This is a genomic window from Limnohabitans sp. G3-2 (assembly GCF_002778275.1).
GTDB lineage: Bacteria > Pseudomonadota > Gammaproteobacteria > Burkholderiales > Burkholderiaceae_C > Limnohabitans_A.
Window position 1 is genome coordinate 317,849 of sequence record NZ_NESG01000001.1, and the last position, 16,025, is coordinate 333,873.

Genomic DNA, 16,025 nt, shown 5'->3' on the forward strand with positions numbered 1-16,025 from the left:
CCTAGGTTTCTCGGGGTTGTCCTAAAAATTCTCAGCTTGATACACATCTGACATGCCTCTGACAGCGCCAACCCTTGACCGACAGCAGCGAATTGAACACGCCCGGGAGCGGGTGTTGGAGGGGCGATCCGAGGCACAGGGCAGCGGCGTCTCCCCCTGGATTGCCCAATCCTGGCAGCGCTGCCTGTCCATGGGCCTGCAGCCTGGCCAGGCGGTGGGGTTTGACGCGATCTCTGCCCAACACATGCGCCGGGTGCAAGAAGCCAGCCGCCCCTTGGTGCAGGCGGCGCAGCCGGTGCTGGCCGAGTTGGCGCGGGCCATTGCCGACATCCGTTATTTCGCCATCCTGACCAATGCCCAAGGCATCGTGGTCGATGTGCATGGCCCAGTGGACCGGCAAGACCGCCGCGCTGAGGTGATCGCCCGCGTCGGCGTGGACCTGTCCGAAAAGGCCGTGGGCACCACAGCGATCAGCGCCGCCTTGACCGAATTGCAGCCCGTCTGGTTACACCGGGGCGAACATTTCTTTCAGGACACGGGGGTCTACAGCTGCGCCGGGGCACCGGTTTTTGGACCCGATGGCCTGTGCGCGGGCATGCTGGACTTGACCGGCATCGAGACCACGGAGCGCCCGGCCCTCAAGCACCTGGTGCGCCGCTCGGCCCGCAGCATCGAAAACAGCTGGCTGCTCTCCACCGATCACGCGCTGGTGCTGCGCCTGAACTGGCCCGGCAACCAACCCGGCGACGACAGCGATGGCCTGATCACCCTCGACCACAACGGCCAGATCGTGGGCGCCAACCCGACGGCGCGGCAAATGTTGTCCCTGTCACCGGGAACCGACGGACAGACACTGCACGCCAGTGAGGTGTTCGCCTCTTCCTGGGAAAGCCTGTTCGACGCGGCCAGCCGCCAAACCGGTGCGCAAGAACTGCCACTGTGGTCGGGCCTGCGTTTGCAAACACAAGCTTTGCGCCCGGGCGCCCGCCCTGTGGCCGCTCACAGCGCCATCACGGCGGAACGTCTGCCCGTGGCGGCCAAGCCCCTCAAGGACCTGCAGACGGACATGATCCGCGAAGCTGTTCAGAAAGCCCGTGGCAACGTGGCCGAGGCCGCGCGCAGCCTGGGCATCAGCCGCGCCACGGTTTACCGCAAACTTGGCTTGCCCAAAAGCTGAACCAAAGCGCGGTCACTTCCCCGCGTTCGGGAAAAACAGCTGCTCGCCGCCGATTTTGTAGTCGGCCACCACCGCTTGACCTGCCGACGAGGTGATCCAGTCCACAAACTTTTGCGCATCGGCCTGTTTGACGTGGGCATGCTTGGCGGGGTTGACCACCATCACGCCGTATTGGTTGAAGAGCCGTTGATCGCCCTCCACCAAAATGGCCAGATCGGCGCGGTTTTTGAAGTTGAGCCATGTGGCGCGGTCGGCCAACACATAGGCGCCCGAAGACGCGGCGATGTTCAAAGCCGGGCCCATGCCGCAGCCGCACTCTTTGTAGCCACTGCCTTTTTTGTTGTCCAAATGGGCCATCTTCCAAAAACGCAGCTCGGCCGCGTGCGTGCCGCTCTTGTCGCCGCGCGAGACAAAGGGGGCGTTGCCGGCCGACAATTTGGCCAAGGCCGCCACAATGTCTTTGCCTTGGGTGGCGGCCGGGTCGGCCTTGGGGCCGATCAGCACAAAGTCGTTGTACATCACCGGCAAGCGCTTGATGCCAAAGCCATCGGCCACAAATTTTTCTTCGGCCACCTGGTCGTGCACGAACACCACATCGGCATCACCGCGCCGCGCCATGTCCAGCGCCTGGCCCGTGCCCAGGGCCACCACTTTCACGTCCAGCCCACTGGCTTTTTTGAAGGCCGGCAAGAGGTGCGCAAACAAGCCCGATTGCTCGGTGGAGGTGGTGGACGACATCACGATCGATTGGGCTTGTGCCCACACCGAGGTGGTGGCCAAAACGGCGCACACCAAGGCGCGACGGGTCATTGAAGTTGGGAAGGTCATGAAAGTTCTCCTTGAACAAAAACATGGGCTGCCGGACTGTGCGCCGCCAGCTGCGTGGGGTTAAAAAAATCGGCCACCGGCATATCGGCCATCACTTGACCGAACTCCAGATAAATGACGCGGGTGGCCAAGCGCTTGACTTGGCCGAGGTTGTGGCTGGCCCAGACCAAAGTCAAAGGGCGTTCTGGCGCACAGGCAAATTCGGCCATCAAGGCTTCGACTTCGCGTTTGGCATGCGGGTCCAGGCTGGCCGTGGGTTCGTCCAGCAGCAGCACATCGGGCTGACGCGCCCAGGCGCGGGCCAAGGCCAGGCGCTGCTGCTGCCCGCCCGACAACTGGCGGCCGTTTTGCCGCGCCACAGACTGCAAACCCACACGCTCCAAGGCCTGCAGCGCCAGCGCCTGGGCAGCCGCCCAAGCCAGGCCGCGTGTGCGGTCCAGCCACAAGCCCAGCGCCACGTTGTTCAATGCCGACAGGCGCAACAAATGCGGTCTTTGGAACAGCATGGCCTGGCGCACACCCGGCGCTTGCACCACCTGGCCTTGCGTGGGCAGCACCAGCCCATGCAAGGTGCGCAGCAAGGTGCTTTTGCCCGAGCCATTGGCGCCGACCAAAGCCACGCGCTCGCCCGCCTCGATGCGCACGCTCACGTCCGTCAAGGCGGCTTGCGCCCCCAGGTGCACGCTCACGGCGCTCAAGCTGATTTGCACAGTGCTCATGCCAGCGCCCCTGGCACGCGGCCCACAGGCACAGGCCGCGCGTTGCGCCGCTCACCCCAAAGGCGCAGGCCCGCGACCAGCGCATTGAGCAGCAGCACCACCGCCAACAAAACAACGCCCAGCCCCAACGCCAGCGGCAAATCGCCCTTGCTGGTCTCCAGGGCAATGGCGGTCGTCATGACGCGCGTGAAGCCGTCGATGTTGCCGCCCACGATCATCACCGCGCCCACCTCCGAGATGGCGCGGCCAAAGGCCGTGACCCCAATGGTGAGCAAGGCCAGCCGTTCGTCCCAAGCCAGCAGCAAGCTGCGCACCCAAGGGCCTGCCCCCAGCGAGGCCCACTGCTCACCGTGCTGCCGCTCCACGTCTTCGACCACTTGGCGCGTGAGGGCCGTGACCACAGGCACCACCAAAATGAACTGGGCCAGCACCATGGCCTTGAAGCTGAACATCCAGCCCAAAAAGCCCAAAGGCCCGGTGCGGGACAGCAGCAGGTACACCACCAAGCCCACCACCACCGAAGGCAGCGCCAGCAAAGTGTTCAAACCCACCAACACGGCACCCCTGCCGCGAAAACGCGAGACGGCCAGCCAGGCCCCCAAGGCCACACCCACCCCATAAGCCAGCAAGCAAGCCGTGGCACTCACGGCCAAGGACCGGAGGACGACCACCCAGAGCACGTGATCGAAGGAAGTGATGAGGTGCAGCGCCGCCTGGACGCTGTCGGAGAAGGTGTTCATAAGCTGGCTTCGATGCTACTGGACGAAAACATCTGGAGCGCTAAGGGATGTCCGTTATGAAATGCATTGCATAGGCTGCGCAGACATGCCCGTTCAGGGCCCATCGCGGAATGAGGCAAACTCTTGCCCGTGCAACACATCAACCTCTCTTACAGCTGGACACCCCACCAAGCGCAGGCCGAACCACGCGACCAAACCAGCCCCTTGCGCAACCCCTTGATGGACATGCTGCAAGCTGTGCGGGCCACCGGCTCCATTGCGGGCGCAGCCCGGGTTTTGCAGTTGTCCTATCGCCATGTCTGGGGCGAACTCAAACGCTGGGAACAAGTGCTGGCCCAGCCTTTGATCGTGTGGGAAAAAGGCCAGGCCGCCCGCCTGACGGAGTTTGCCGACAAGCTGCTGTGGGCCGAACGCCAGGCGCAAGCCCGACTGGCGCCGCAGATCAGCGCCCTGCAAGCGGAACTGGAAAAAACCTTTGCCGTGGCCTTTGACCCGGCCAGCCATTTGCTGACGGTCTATGCCAGCCACGACGACGCACTGGTCAAGCTGCGGGAACACAGTGCCCGCCAATCCCTGCACTTGGACATGCGCTTTTGTGGGAGTGTTGACGCGATTCGGGCCCTGAATGAGGGGCGTTGCGTTTTAGCGGGATTTCATGCCCCCTCGCAACCCGATGCCCACTCCTTGGTTGCACGCACTTACAAGCCCCTGCTCAAGACGGGGCTGCACAAATTGATCGGTTTTGCCAGTCGCCAACAAGGCCTGATGGTTGCCAAGGGGAACCCCAAACAATTGAAAAGCCTGCACGACTTGACCCGTGCAGGCGTAAGATTTGTGAACCGCAGCCCCGGTACAGGCACCCGTTTGTTGCTGGACCAGTGGCTGAAACAAGCATCGATCGCGAGCGGGTCGCTCATGGGTTATGGGCAAGAAGAGCCGTCCCACGCGGCCGTGGCGGCCTGCATCGGATCTGGCCAAGCGGATGCAGGATTGGGTATCGAGTCCGCTGCAGCCTTGCAAGGCCTGGACTTTGTGCCCTTGGCCACCGAGGACTATTGGCTGGTTGGCCTCAAAAGCGCAGTGAACTCACCAGCCGTTCAATTGTTGATGGAAACACTGCAATCGAGCGGCTGGGCCACACAAATGAACGCCTTGGCCGGCTACACGATCAGCCCAGCGTCTGGGCAGATTCAGTCCCTGAAGCAACGACTGCCCTGGTGGGCCCATCGCACCCACAAACCATCGCCCTAAGTAAAACCACTTACCCGGGGTGTTTTTTGCATCCTTCTTGAACAAAATTCAAACCATCTTCAAGAAATATCCAATCCACAAAGCCAAAACGGTCAACAGAAGTCCTTGGGGTTGTTAACATCGAGGGTTATCGCAAATTTGATGTTTGCGGCTGGGCAGTGGTATGCCCTTTTCTTATGGAATGGAGAGATGTCTTGACTGCCTTACTCAAATTCGCAAGCTTCATGGACTGGGTGAGCAAAGGCTTTGGCGTGCTGGCCTCTTGGGCGGTTTTGTTGGCTGCCATGATTTGTGCGGGAAATGCTTTTGTGCGCTACGGCTTCGACTGGAGCTCCAATGGCCTGATTGAAATCCAGTGGTACCTGTTTGCGTGGATGGTCATGGTGGGCTCGCCCTATGTGCTCAAAGTCAATGAGCATGTGCGCGTGGACCTGATTTACGGCAAGCTCAAGGGCAATGGCCCTGTGTATGTCGATATTTTCGGCATCATCGTCTTTCTGATGCCCATCATGGGCTACCTGGCCTGGCTGTCCTATCCTTATTTCATGAACACCTTGGTTTCGGGCGAAATGAGCCAAAACGCTGGCGGCCTGATCCGCTGGCCAGCCACCCTGGCCTTGCCTTTGGGCTTCGCGCTGGTTTGGCTCCAGGGTTTGGCTGAATTGATCAAGCGTGTGGGCTATTTGACTGGCCAATACGCCATGGACACCCACTATGAAAAACCCCTGCAATAAAACACAGAGCGTTCAAGGCCTCTGAAAACAAACGCAAGGAAACAAAATGCAAATGGAAAATTTCGCCCCGATCATGTTCGCGGGCCTTGTTGTGGTGATGTTGGTGGGTTTCCCCGTCGCCTTTTCGCTGGCGGCGCTGGGTTTGGCCAGCGGTTTTTACGCCATTGAAATGGGGTGGTTTCCGGTCGCTTTCATGAGCAACCTGCCCATCTCGATTTTCTCTATCTTGAGCAATGACTTGTTGCTGGCGATCCCTTTCTTCACTTTCATGGGCACCATCCTCGAAAAGTGCGGACTGGCGGAAGACATGCTGGACTCCATGGGTCAGTTGTTTGGCCCCGTGCGCGGCGGCTTGGGCTACTCGGTCATCATCGTGGGCTTCATCTTGGGTGCCATCACCGGTACGGTGGCAGGTCAGGTCATTGCCATGGCATTGATCTCCCTGCCGGTCATGATCCGCTACGGCTACAACATGCGCTACGCCACTGGCGTGTTGGCCGCATCGGGCACCATCACACAATTGGTCCCGCCATCGCTGGTGTTGGTGGTTTTGGCGGATCAGTTGGGCAAGCCCGTGGGTGACATGTACAAAGGTGCATGGGGCCCTTCCTTGATTCAGATCGCGATGTTTGCCCTCTACACCTTCGCGCTGACCCGCATCAAGCCCAGTTATCTGCCGGGCATTCCCAAGGAAGACCGGACCCTCAACGGCTGGGCACTGTGGGGCAAATGCCTCAAAGGCATCATTCCTTCGGCCATTTTGATCTTCACGGTCCTAGGCTCCATGGGCGGTTTGCCTTTCCAGGACTCGGCCTTGGCCACCCCCACAGAAGCAGGTGCCATGGGTGTCGTGGGCGCGCTGATTTTGGCCGCCATCCACAAACGTTTGAACTGGGCACTCTTGTGGGAGGCCATGCATGGCACCATGCGCTTGACGGCGATGGTGGTGTTCATCTTGATCGGTTCACGCGTTTTCAGCCAAGTGTTCCAAGGCGTGGATGGCGCCAAGTGGGTAGAGCATTTGCTGACCGGCTTGCCCGGGGGCCAAGTGGGCTTCCTGATTGTGGTCAACCTGTTCGTGTTCTTCTTGGCCTTCTTCCTCGACTTCTTCGAGATCGCTTTCATCATCGTGCCCATGCTGGCCCCGGTGGCTGACAAGTTGGGCATTGATCTGATCTGGTTCGGCGTGTTGCTGTGCGTGAACTTGCAAACCAGCTTCATGCACCCGCCCTTTGGCTTTGCGCTGTTTTACCTGCGAGGCATCGCAGACACTTTGTTCAAAGACAAACGCATCCCGGTGGCGGTCAAATCCAGCGACATTTACATGGGATCGATCCCATGGGTGATCATGCAGATTTTGCTGGTGGTAGTGGTGATCTTTGTCCCGCAAACTGTCACCGCGTTCCTCGACAAAGAAGTCAAAGTGGACATTGACAAGGTGGTCATTGAAATGCCAGTAGACAGTGCAGCCACGCTGGACACTGAGACCCCTCAAACCAGCGCCGAATTGGAAAAATCGGACAAGGATGCGCAAGACAAAATTGACGACTTGTTTAAAAAGTAACAGTCTCTCAACCCCAAAACGCCTCGATCTCGAGGCGTTTTTTATGCGGCAAGCACCATGACACCCAACCCAACACCTGAGTTGATCGAACATTTGGGGCCAGCCCCTTTTCGCTTTGTGCCTCGGCTCGATCCCATGCGCTCGCCAGCGTTCAGTGGGCCATTCAAAGCCATGGCGATCGCCTTGCTGTCGGGACTTGCGTTTTGGGCCTACCAGTTGCATGGCGCTCAATTGGTCCGGGCCGATCACCTGTGGCTTTGGGCGGCCTGGGGCATCATGGCCTACACCGTCGGCCATGTTTTACGGGGTCAAACGACGCTCACCGCCAAGGGGCTGGCGCAAACCTGGATTTGGGACAAACAAGTGGAATTGCGTGATTTGGCGTATGCCAAGCTGATCCGAATTCCGGGCCTGGACTGGCTGGTGGCGCCACGACTTTACGTCCGCACCCTCATGGGCAAATTCACGGTCATTTATGCGAGTGACCCCAACATGGTGGAAGAATTCAAACGACTGAGCACTGAATTGAAGGCCTTTCGCAGCATGTGAGTCCCCTGTCTGCAGGTTCCGCTGCGACCCAAGGGTGCAAGCACAAACAAAAAAACCGGCCTAGGCCGGTTTTTTTGTGGGTGAAAGCCATCACAGCTTTTGGGCTTGCATGAACTTGTCGAAAGACATTTCAGTGAAACGGAACCACAGGTTTTGGTCGGCTTGGAATTTGCGGTAGTCACCGTAAATTTTCTTCCAGTCTGCGTTCTTTGTGTTGAGTTCGTCATAAACAGCCATGGACTGCTTGAAGGACTCTTTCATGACGGCTTCAGGGAATGCACGCAGCTTGGTGCCTTTGCCCACGAGCTCTTTCAAAGCGCTGGGGTTTTTGGCATCGTATTTGGCTTGCATGGTGGTGTGGGCCACAGCAGATGCAGCGGCCACGATGGCCTTGTTCTCAGACGACAAAGCGTCATAAGCTTTTTGGTTGATGAAGAAGTCCAACTGAGGACCGCCTTCCCACCAGCCTGGGTAGTAATAGAAGGGCGCGACTTTGTTGAAGCCCAGCTTCTGGTCATCGTAGGGACCCACCCACTCGGCTGCATCGATCGTGCCTTTTTCCAAAGACGTGTAGATCTCACCGCCAGGGATGTTTTGTGGCACACCCCCCATGCGCTCAAGGATACGGCCAGCAAAGCCGCCGATGCGGATTTTGAGGCCCTTGATGTCAGCGACTGTCTTGATTTCTTTGCGGTACCAACCGCCCATTTGGGCGCCTGTGTTGCCGCCCAAGAAGTTGATGATGTTGTACTGAGCGTAAAACTCACGCATCAACTTCAGGCCATTGCCCTCGAGCATCCAGGCTGTCATTTGACGGCTGTTCAAGCCGAAGGGAATGGCACAGCCCAAAGCAAAAGTTTCGTTTTTGCCAAAGAAATAATAAGGCGCCGTGTGGGCCATCTCGATGGAGCCTTGCTGCACCGCATCCACCACACCAAATGGGGGGGTGATTTCACCGGCAGCGTGCACCGAGATTTCGAACTTGCCGCCCGACATGGCCTTGACGTTGTTGGCAAACACATCGGCCGCGCCGTGAATGGTGTCCAGCGCCTTGGGGAAGCTGGAGCTCAGACGCCAGCGAATGGCTGCTTGTGCGTGAACGGCAGGTGCAACCCCTGCGGCCAAGACGCCAGCCAAACCAGCGTTTTTAATGACGGAACGACGATCCATGAATGGACTCCTAATCAAAGTTAAAGACAAACCCAAGACATTTGGGCATTGACTCTCAAGTCAACGGGTATTGTAGAAAGCTCAGAAGCCCCAATGACAGGGGTTTACCCTCTTTCAACTGTTAAAAGTAAAAAAATTCGTTCGAAAGACACCATCAAACGGGCATGGAAACGCAGCCACCCACCATCAGTCCGGCCAACGCTGTCGGATGGACTTCTCCAGGCCTGCGGCATCCAGTCCCTGCAGGGCCAACAGCTTGGCCGGGTCGCCGTGCTCGATGAACGCATCGGGCAGGCCCAGGTGCAAGACGGGTCGGGCGATCTGCAAAGTTTGCAAGGCCTCGGCCACCGCGCTGCCTGCGCCGCCCATGGTGCAGCCCTCTTCCACCGTGACGAGGCGTTCATGGCTTTGGGCGATTTGGGCCAGCAGCGCCACATCCAGCGGCTTGACCCAGCGCATATTGACCACGGTGGCATTGAGCTTTTCGGCCGCTTCAAGCGCAGGGGTCAGCAAGGTGCCAAAGGCCAGGATGGCGAGTTTTTCGCCTTGGCGGCGCACTTCGCCTTTGCCAAACGGCAAGGTCTCGAGATCGCGGCCGGGATCGGTGCCCACGCCCGCGCCACGCGGGTAACGCACCACCACCGGGTGGTTTTGCGCGTAGGCGGTGCTGAGCAGCTGACGGCACTCGCGCTCATCGGCCGGGCAAGCCAAGCTCATGTTGGGGATGCAGCGCACATAGGCGATGTCGTACACGCCAGCGTGGGTGGCGCCATCGGCCCCCACCAATCCGGCGCGGTCCAAGGCAAACACAACGGGCAGGTTTTGCAGCGCCACATCGTGGATCAACTGGTCGTAGCCGCGCTGCAAGAAAGTGGAATAAATCGCCACCACAGGCTTGAGCCCTTCGCAGGCCATGCCCGCGGCAAAGGTCACGGCGTGCTGCTCGGCAATGCCCACGTCGTAGTAGCGCTTGGGAAACCGTTGGTGGAAGGCCACCATGCCCGAGCCTTCGCGCATGGCGGGGGTGATGCCCACCAGGCGCATGTCTTTCTCGGCCATGTCGCACAGCCACTGGCCAAACACTTGGGTGAAGGTGGTTTTGGCGGGCGTGGCGGCGGGCACCAGGCCCACACTCGGGTCGAACTTGCCGGGGCCGTGGTAGGCCACCGGATCGGCCTCGGCCTTGTCGTAGCCCTGGCCTTTTTTGGTGACCACATGCAAAAACTGCGGACCGTCCAGGTGCTTGATGTTCTCCAGCGTCGGGATCAGCGAGTCCAGGTCGTGCCCGTCGATGGGGCCGATGTAGTTGAAGCCGAATTTCTCGAACAGCGTGGCCGGCACCACCATGCCCTTGGCATGTTCTTCGAGGCGCTTGGCCAGCTCAAACAGCGGTGGTGCGTTTTTCAGCACGTTTTTGGCCCCCGCCTTGGCTGCAGAGTAAAAGCGCCCGCTCATGAGCTGCGCCAAATAGCGGTTGAGCGCGCCCACGGGTGGGCTGATCGACATGTCGTTGTCGTTCAGGATCACCAGCAACTTGCACTCTTCCACGCCCGCGTTGTTCAGGGCTTCAAAAGCCATGCCGGCCGTCATGGCGCCGTCGCCGATCACGGCAATCGCGTGGCGCGACTCGCCTTTTTGACGCGCCGCCACGGCCATGCCCAGTGCGGCCGAGATGCTGGTGGACGAGTGCGCGGTGCCAAAGGTGTCGTATTCGCTCTCGTCGCGGCGCGGAAAGCCTGACAGGCCGCCCAACTGGCGCAGCGTCGGCATGCGTTCACGGCGGCCCGTGAGGATTTTGTGCGGGTAAGTCTGGTGCCCCACATCCCAAACGATGCGGTCTTCGGGGGTGTTGAAGACGTAATGAAGCGCCACCGTCAACTCCACCGTGCCCAGGTTGGAGCTCAGGTGCCCCCCGGTCTTGGACACGTTGTCCAGCACGCAGTGGCGCAGTTCATCGGCCAACTGGGGCAAATCGCTGCGCTGCAGGCGGCGCAGATCGGCCGGAGAGTCGATGTTCTTGAGCAAGTCGGTCATGTCAGTTGTTTCTTTCTACCACCATGGCGGTCAGGGCACGCAGCGCGGCCAAACGGGCCTCAGGCAGACCGGTATCGGCCAGCGCCTGCATGGCCTGAGCCGCCAAGCTGTCGGCATACGTTTTGGCAGCGTCCAAGCCCATCAGGGCCACATAAGTGGGTTTGTCGGCGGCTTCGTCTTTGCCCGCAGTTTTGCCCAGCGTGGCCGAATCGGCCGTCACATCCAGCACATCGTCCACCACCTGAAAGGCCAAACCCAGGGCCTCGCCAAAACGCTGGAGCGCCTGGTGCACCACATCGGACACCCCCGGCACGCAGGCCGCACCCATCTGCACGCTGCACAGCAGCAGGGCCCCGGTTTTGAGGCGGTGCATTTGGCGCAGCTGGTCTTCGCTCAGGCGTTGGCCCACGCTGGCCAGGTCGATCGCTTGGCCCCCGCACATGCCTTGGTAACCCGAAGCGCGGGCCAGCAAGCCCACACAAGCGGCTTGCACCGGCGCGGGCACACGGCCATCCGCTGGCGTCAAAAATTCAAAAGCCAAGGTCTGCAGGGCGTCTCCGGCGAGCAGGGCCTGCGCCTGCCCAAACTGCACATGCACCGTGGGTTTCCCGCGCCGCAGCACATCGTTGTCCATGCAAGGCATGTCGTCGTGCACCAAGGAGTAGGCGTGGATCAGCTCGATGGCGCAAGCGGCGTTGAGCGCTGCCGGACTGCTGGCCTCGTGGCCCACGGCCTCGGCTGTGGCCAGCACCAGCAGGGGGCGCAAGCGCTTGCCGCCGTCCAGCACGGCATAGCGCATGGCCTGGCCCAAGCCGGCAGGAGAATCGGCGGCAATGCCCATGGACAAAGCCTCTTCCACGCGCGCCAGGTGTGGCTGCATCCACGCCTTCAAATCCACGCTCATGCGCCGCTCCAGGGTTTGAGTTGTCCGCCGTCCAGCACCTGAATCTGGTCTTCCACGGCTTTGAGCTTGTCGCGGCAAAAGGCCAGCAACACAGCGCCGCGCTGGTAACCCGTCAAGAGGTGGTCCAAAGGCATTTGCCCGGACTCCAATTGCCCGACCAAGGTTTCCAGCTCCGACAAGGCCGCTTCATAGGTGGCGGGCATTTCGGCCGCAACGGCATCGGCGAGGTCAGGTTGGGCAGCCTTGGGCATGGGGTCTTCCAGCAAAAAACCCGATTTTAGGCTTTAAGCCTCAACTTGGCTGACAGTTGGGCATGTCAAGTCAACAAGACGCGGTGGGTTAAATCGATCGCGCCAGCCCCTTTCACGCCGAAACGCTGAGCAGCCACACCGCGGCGGTCGCCCATGGGGCACCCCCCCGGGGTAGAATCACGGTTCATCGGCAGGAAATTCCTGTCATTTTTTTGCGCCGTTTTCCTTGAATTCAGCGCTTTGTCCCTGCCCCTTCATAGGGGGAGTCTCTAGGTCAGGTCACCCATGTCTGATTTAAGTCTTCAACTGCAGCAGGCCGCAAGCCAACTACCAGTTTCCACTTATTTCGATGAAGCGCTGTTCCAGCGCGAATTGAGCACGCTCTTCCAGCAAGGCCCGCGCTATGTCGGCCACCAGCTGGCGGTGCCCCACCCGGGCGACTACCACGCCCTGCCCCACGAGGCCGAAGGTCGGGCTTTGGTGCGAAACGCCCAAGGCGGGGTTGAACTCGTCTCCAACGTCTGCCGTCACCGCCAGGCGGTCATGTTGAACGGCCGTGGCAACCTCAGCACGCAACAAAAAGGCAGCGCTGGCGGCAACATCGTCTGCCCGCTTCACCGCTGGACCTATTCGCCCAGTGGCCAATTGCTGGGCGCCCCGCACTTTGCGCAAGACCCCTGCCTGAACCTGAACAATTACAAGTTGCAGGCGTGGAATGGCTTGTTGTTCGAAGACAACGGCCGCGACATTGCCGCGGATCTGGCCGGCATGGGTCCGAAGGCGCAACTCAATTTCGATGGCTACGCCCTCGACCGTGTGGAGCTGCACGAGTGCAATTACAACTGGAAGACGTTCATCGAGGTCTATCTGGAGGATTACCACGTCGGCCCCTTCCATCCCGGGCTGGGCCAGTTCGTGACCTGCGACGACCTGAGCTGGGAGTTCAAGGAACACTATTCGGTGCAAACCGTGGGCGTGTCGGCCGGCTTTGGCAAACCCGGCTCGGACACCTACAAGACATGGCACGAGGTGCTGCTCAAGTACCGCAACGGCCAACTGCCAGAACGCGGCGCCATTTGGCTCACTTACTACCCGCACATCATGGTCGAGTGGTACCCGCATGTGCTCACCGTGTCGACCTTGCACCCGATCAGCCCCAACAAGACGCTCAACATGGTGGAGTTTTACTACCCCGAAGAGATCGTGGCCTTTGAGCGCGAATTCGTCGAAGCCCAGCAGGCCGCTTACATGGAAACCTGCATCGAGGACGATGAAATTGCCGAGCGCATGGATGCAGGCCGCAAGGCCCTTCTGGCAAGAGGTGACAACGAAGTGGGCCCTTACCAAAGCCCCATGGAAGACGGCATGCAGCACTTCCACGAGTGGTACCGCCGCCAGATGACAACGCTCTGAGCGGCCAGCGCCGATGCAAGCCTCCTGGATGATCTTGGCGTCGCTCTTTTTTGCGACCATGAGCGTTTGCATCAAGTACGCCGCGCCCCACTTCCACACCTTTGAGCTGGTGTTTTACAGGGGCTTGATTGGCATGGCCTTCATGGCCTCACTTTGCCGAGTCCAAAACGTGCCCCTGAGCACCCCCATTCCCATGATGCATGTGTGGCGCTCCATCATCGGGGTGGCGTCCTTGTCGGCCTGGTTTTACGCCATCGCACACCTGCCCTTGGCCACGGCCACGACGCTCAACTACATGAGCGGCGTCTGGGTGGCCGCATTTTTGATCGGCGGCACCTTGGTCATGGGCCGGGTGCAGGACATTGGCCGGCAGGGGCCACTGGTGATCACAGTGATCGCGGGTTTCAGCGGCGTGGTCATGCTTTTGCGACCCACCATTGAGCAAAACCAGTTGTTTGCGGGCGTCATTGGTTTGCTGTCGGGTCTGGGCGCCGCCTTGGCCTACATGCAAGTGGCGGCGCTGGGCCGCTTGGGTGAGCCCGAATCGCGCACGGTGTTTTACTTTTCGTTCGGCACCACCTTGGTGGGCGGTGTGGCCATTTTGTTCACGGGCGCCAGTGACTGGCATTGGCCCCACGCGCTGTGGTTGCTGCCGATTGGGGTGTTGGCCGCACTGGGGCAGCTGAGCATGACCTTGGCGTACACCAAGGGCTCGACCCTGGTGGTGGCCAATTTGCAGTATTCGGGCATTGTGTTTGCCGCACTCTACGGTTTGTATTTATTTGGCGACCAAGTTCCCCTGATGGGCTGGGCGGGCATGCTGCTCATCATCATGAGCGGCATCGCTTCGACCGCTTTGCGCAACCGCGCACTGCCTCGCGCCCCGGCCGAAGAACATTGATTTTTGGAGACCCACGACATGTACACCCTGTTGATCACCGCCCCCCAATTGCAAGCGTTGCAAGCCCAAGGCACGCCCTGTGCTGTGCTCGATTGCAGCTTTGATTTGATGAAGCCCGAGCTGGCCGAGGGTTTTTTCGCCACCGAGCGGATTGCGGGTGCGCTGCCGGCCCATCTGGACAAAGACCTGAGCAACCACAGCCCTGGCCAAGCGGTCAACGGCGGCCGCCACCCATTGCCCCAGCGCGAAGCCGTGGCCCAGTGGCTGGGCAGCTTGGGCATCCACAACGGCATGCAAATCGTGGTCTATGACCGCCACAAAAGCGCCTACTGCGGCCGCTTGTGGTGGATGCTGAAATGGTTGGGACACGACGCTGTGGCGGTGCTGGACGGTGGCCTGCAGGCCTGGAAAGACGCCCAAGGCGCACTGGACTCGGGGGCTGCCCCCACCCCTCAGCCTGCGCCATTCGATTTAAAAACACCCCTGCGCCAGCTGCTGCTGACCGAGGCTGTCGCTCAGAATTTGGGCCGACCCCAGCAAACCATCGTGGACGCCCGTGCTGCGGCGCGTTACCGTGGCGACATGGAGCCGCTTGACCCGGTGGCGGGGCACATCCCCGGCGCATTGAACCGGCCATTCACCGACAACTTCACCGAAGACGGCCGCTTCAAAAGCCCGGAACGGCTCAAAGCCGAATGGACCGACGTGCTCGCAGGCCGCCCGGCCCACAGCGTGGTGCACCACTGCGGCAGTGGCGTGACCGCGGTGCCCAATGTGCTGGCGATGGAGTTGGCCGGTTTGGGTCCGACCGCTTTGTATGCCGGCAGCTGGAGCGAATGGTGCCGCACCCCCGGCCTGCCCTGCGCCAAGGGTTGAGGCCCGTCCAGTCAGTGGCTGTGACCTGCCGCAGCGCTGACCAACACCACCATGCCCATGCCCATGCCGAGCCAAAAAATTTGGGCAGCGGTTTCCCGGGCAGACAGGCGTTTTTGCAACTGCGGAATCAGGTCGGCCAAGGCCACATAGACGAAACTGCTGCTGGCCACCACCAAGAAAAACGGCAACCAGTCGTGCAAAGCATCGACCAGCACATAGCCCACCGCACCACCGAAAGCGGTGATGGCCCCGGCCATGGACACCTTGACGATCGCCGCCCGGCGGCTGCTGCTGCCTTGGCGCAGAACAGCCAAGTCGCCCATGTGGTGTGGCACTTCATGCGCCAACACCGCCAAAGCGGCGATGACGCCCAAGCGCATGTCGGCGATGAAGGCCGAGGCGATCAAGATGCCGTCGCCAAAGCAATGCACGCTGTCGCCCGCCAATACGGCCCACTGACCACGCGGCGACTCGTCTGAAGCAGCGCCATGGCTGGGGTGGTCATGGTGCGCATGACCGTGGCCGTGGCCGTGGCCGTGGCCGTGGCCGTGGCCGTGGCCGTGGCCGTGGCCGTGGCCGTGGCCGTGGTCGTGCCCATGGTCGTGCCCATGGTCGTGCCCATGTTCGTGGCCGTGGTGCCAGAGTTCTGCTTTGTCGAGCAAGAAGAAAAACACCAAGCCCAGCAAAAGCGTCAGAAACAACTGGTGGGCACCGGCTTCGCTCTCAAAAGCCTCTGGCAGCAAATGCAAAAAAGCCGTGGCCATCAAGGCCCCGGCGGCCAGACTCAGCATGTGCTGGGTGTATCGGCTCAAGATGCCAAAACTCAGCCAAGCGGCGACCCAGACGCTGCCTATCCCCGCCACCAATGTGCCTACCAATATCGCCAATAAAGTCATCATGTTTCCCGGAGTGCC

General features: G+C 60.5%; 16 protein-coding genes. 8 read left to right on the forward strand and 8 right to left on the reverse strand.

Annotated features, from left to right (window positions below):
• Positions 1-52 precede the first annotated feature (52 nt).
• The gene (locus tag B9Z31_RS01430; RefSeq protein ID WP_100117781.1) at positions 53-1,177 is read left to right on the forward strand and encodes a sigma-54-dependent Fis family transcriptional regulator; all 1,125 of its coding nucleotides are present in this window, start codon (positions 53-55) and stop codon (positions 1,175-1,177) included.
• Positions 1,178-1,189: 12 nt separating this feature from the next.
• On the opposite strand, the gene B9Z31_RS01435 is transcribed toward B9Z31_RS01430, so the two are convergent.
• The 3 genes from B9Z31_RS01435 to B9Z31_RS01445 are packed head-to-tail and all read right to left on the reverse strand — an operon-like array spanning position 1,190 to position 3,464.
• Positions 1,190-1,987 carry a substrate-binding domain-containing protein gene (locus B9Z31_RS01435; protein ID WP_369804621.1) on the reverse strand — a complete coding sequence of 266 codons (798 nt, stop codon included), beginning with the start codon at positions 1,985-1,987 and terminating at the stop codon, positions 1,190-1,192.
• Between the two features lie 14 nt (positions 1,988-2,001).
• Positions 2,002-2,724: an ATP-binding cassette domain-containing protein gene (locus B9Z31_RS01440; protein WP_100117783.1), complete on the reverse strand. Its 723-nt coding sequence runs from the start codon at positions 2,722-2,724 to the stop codon at positions 2,002-2,004.
• Entirely contained in the window at positions 2,721-3,464 is a 744-nt protein-coding gene (locus B9Z31_RS01445) for an ABC transporter permease (protein WP_100117784.1), read from the reverse strand. Before B9Z31_RS01445 ends, B9Z31_RS01440 begins: the two co-directional genes overlap by 4 nt.
• A 129-nt stretch (positions 3,465-3,593) precedes the next feature.
• On the opposite strand from B9Z31_RS01445, the gene B9Z31_RS01450 reads away from it, so the two are divergent.
• The 4 genes from B9Z31_RS01450 to B9Z31_RS01465 all read left to right on the forward strand — a co-directional run bounded on the left by B9Z31_RS01450 (position 3,594) and on the right by B9Z31_RS01465 (position 7,562).
• Positions 3,594-4,715 carry a substrate-binding domain-containing protein gene (locus B9Z31_RS01450; protein ID WP_100117785.1) on the forward strand — a complete coding sequence of 374 codons (1,122 nt, stop codon included), beginning with the start codon at positions 3,594-3,596 and terminating at the stop codon, positions 4,713-4,715.
• 194 nt (positions 4,716-4,909) lie between these two features.
• On the forward strand, positions 4,910-5,449 hold the full coding sequence (locus B9Z31_RS01455) for a TRAP transporter small permease subunit (protein WP_100117930.1): 540 nt from the start codon (positions 4,910-4,912) through the stop codon (positions 5,447-5,449).
• A gap of 46 nt (positions 5,450-5,495) precedes the next feature.
• On the forward strand, positions 5,496-7,013 hold the full coding sequence (locus tag B9Z31_RS01460) for a TRAP transporter large permease subunit (RefSeq protein ID WP_100117786.1): 1,518 nt from the start codon (positions 5,496-5,498) through the stop codon (positions 7,011-7,013).
• 57 nt (positions 7,014-7,070) lie between these two features.
• Positions 7,071-7,562: a hypothetical protein gene (locus B9Z31_RS01465; RefSeq protein ID WP_100117787.1), complete on the forward strand. Its 492-nt coding sequence runs from the start codon at positions 7,071-7,073 to the stop codon at positions 7,560-7,562.
• Positions 7,563-7,652: 90 nt separating this feature from the next.
• On the opposite strand, the gene B9Z31_RS01470 is transcribed toward B9Z31_RS01465, so the two are convergent.
• From B9Z31_RS01470 to xseB, 4 genes are all read right to left on the reverse strand, one after another.
• Positions 7,653-8,732, reverse strand: a complete 1,080-nt coding sequence (locus tag B9Z31_RS01470) for a TRAP transporter substrate-binding protein (protein ID WP_100117788.1) — start codon at positions 8,730-8,732, stop codon at positions 7,653-7,655.
• Positions 8,733-8,918: 186 nt separating this feature from the next.
• The gene (gene dxs, locus B9Z31_RS01475; RefSeq protein ID WP_100117789.1) at positions 8,919-10,766 is read right to left on the reverse strand and encodes a 1-deoxy-D-xylulose-5-phosphate synthase; all 1,848 of its coding nucleotides are present in this window, start codon (positions 10,764-10,766) and stop codon (positions 8,919-8,921) included.
• Between the two features lies 1 nt (position 10,767).
• Positions 10,768-11,670 (reverse strand): polyprenyl synthetase family protein, encoded by a 903-nt coding sequence (locus B9Z31_RS01480; protein WP_100117790.1) that lies wholly within the window; start codon positions 11,668-11,670, stop codon positions 10,768-10,770.
• Complete coding sequence (gene xseB / locus B9Z31_RS01485) at positions 11,667-11,921, reverse strand: exodeoxyribonuclease VII small subunit (RefSeq protein WP_100117791.1); 255 nt, start codon at positions 11,919-11,921, stop codon at positions 11,667-11,669. Before xseB ends, B9Z31_RS01480 begins: the two co-directional genes overlap by 4 nt.
• Positions 11,922-12,206: 285 nt before the next feature.
• On the opposite strand from xseB, the gene B9Z31_RS01490 reads away from it, so the two are divergent.
• From B9Z31_RS01490 to B9Z31_RS01500, 3 genes are read left to right on the forward strand one after another with little or no spacing between them, the layout of a single operon-like run.
• The gene (locus tag B9Z31_RS01490; protein WP_100117792.1) at positions 12,207-13,334 is read left to right on the forward strand and encodes an aromatic ring-hydroxylating dioxygenase subunit alpha; all 1,128 of its coding nucleotides are present in this window, start codon (positions 12,207-12,209) and stop codon (positions 13,332-13,334) included.
• Between the two features lie 13 nt (positions 13,335-13,347).
• Entirely contained in the window at positions 13,348-14,235 is an 888-nt protein-coding gene (locus B9Z31_RS01495) for a DMT family transporter (protein ID WP_100117793.1), read from the forward strand.
• 18 nt (positions 14,236-14,253) lie between these two features.
• Positions 14,254-15,111, forward strand: a complete 858-nt coding sequence (locus B9Z31_RS01500; protein ID WP_100117794.1) for a sulfurtransferase — start codon at positions 14,254-14,256, stop codon at positions 15,109-15,111.
• Positions 15,112-15,122: 11 nt separating this feature from the next.
• On the opposite strand, the gene B9Z31_RS01505 is transcribed toward B9Z31_RS01500, so the two are convergent.
• Positions 15,123-16,007 carry a ZIP family metal transporter gene (locus B9Z31_RS01505; RefSeq protein ID WP_100117931.1) on the reverse strand — a complete coding sequence of 295 codons (885 nt, stop codon included), beginning with the start codon at positions 16,005-16,007 and terminating at the stop codon, positions 15,123-15,125.
• Positions 16,008-16,025: the final 18 nt, after the last annotated feature.

Bases quoted from the DNA above. Each gene is read 5' to 3' on its own strand.
- B9Z31_RS01430 (WP_100117781.1), top strand. From the start codon at position 53: ATGCCTCTGACAGCGCCAACCCTTGACCGACAGCAGCGAATTGAACAC.
- B9Z31_RS01435 (WP_369804621.1), bottom strand. From the start codon at position 1,987: ATGACCCGTCGCGCCTTGGTGTGCGCCGTTTTGGCCACCACCTCGGTG.
- B9Z31_RS01440 (WP_100117783.1), bottom strand. From the start codon at position 2,724: ATGAGCACTGTGCAAATCAGCTTGAGCGCCGTGAGCGTGCACCTGGGG.
- B9Z31_RS01445 (WP_100117784.1), bottom strand. From the start codon at position 3,464: ATGAACACCTTCTCCGACAGCGTCCAGGCGGCGCTGCACCTCATCACT.
- B9Z31_RS01460 (WP_100117786.1), top strand. From the start codon at position 5,496: ATGCAAATGGAAAATTTCGCCCCGATCATGTTCGCGGGCCTTGTTGTG.
- B9Z31_RS01465 (WP_100117787.1), top strand. From the start codon at position 7,071: ATGACACCCAACCCAACACCTGAGTTGATCGAACATTTGGGGCCAGCC.
- B9Z31_RS01470 (WP_100117788.1), bottom strand. From the start codon at position 8,732: ATGGATCGTCGTTCCGTCATTAAAAACGCTGGTTTGGCTGGCGTCTTG.
- dxs (WP_100117789.1), bottom strand. From the start codon at position 10,766: ATGACCGACTTGCTCAAGAACATCGACTCTCCGGCCGATCTGCGCCGC.
- B9Z31_RS01480 (WP_100117790.1), bottom strand. From the start codon at position 11,670: ATGAGCGTGGATTTGAAGGCGTGGATGCAGCCACACCTGGCGCGCGTG.
- xseB (WP_100117791.1), bottom strand. From the start codon at position 11,921: ATGCCCAAGGCTGCCCAACCTGACCTCGCCGATGCCGTTGCGGCCGAA.
- B9Z31_RS01490 (WP_100117792.1), top strand. From the start codon at position 12,207: ATGTCTGATTTAAGTCTTCAACTGCAGCAGGCCGCAAGCCAACTACCA.
- B9Z31_RS01495 (WP_100117793.1), top strand. From the start codon at position 13,348: ATGCAAGCCTCCTGGATGATCTTGGCGTCGCTCTTTTTTGCGACCATG.
- B9Z31_RS01500 (WP_100117794.1), top strand. From the start codon at position 14,254: ATGTACACCCTGTTGATCACCGCCCCCCAATTGCAAGCGTTGCAAGCC.
- B9Z31_RS01505 (WP_100117931.1), bottom strand. From the start codon at position 16,007: ATGACTTTATTGGCGATATTGGTAGGCACATTGGTGGCGGGGATAGGC.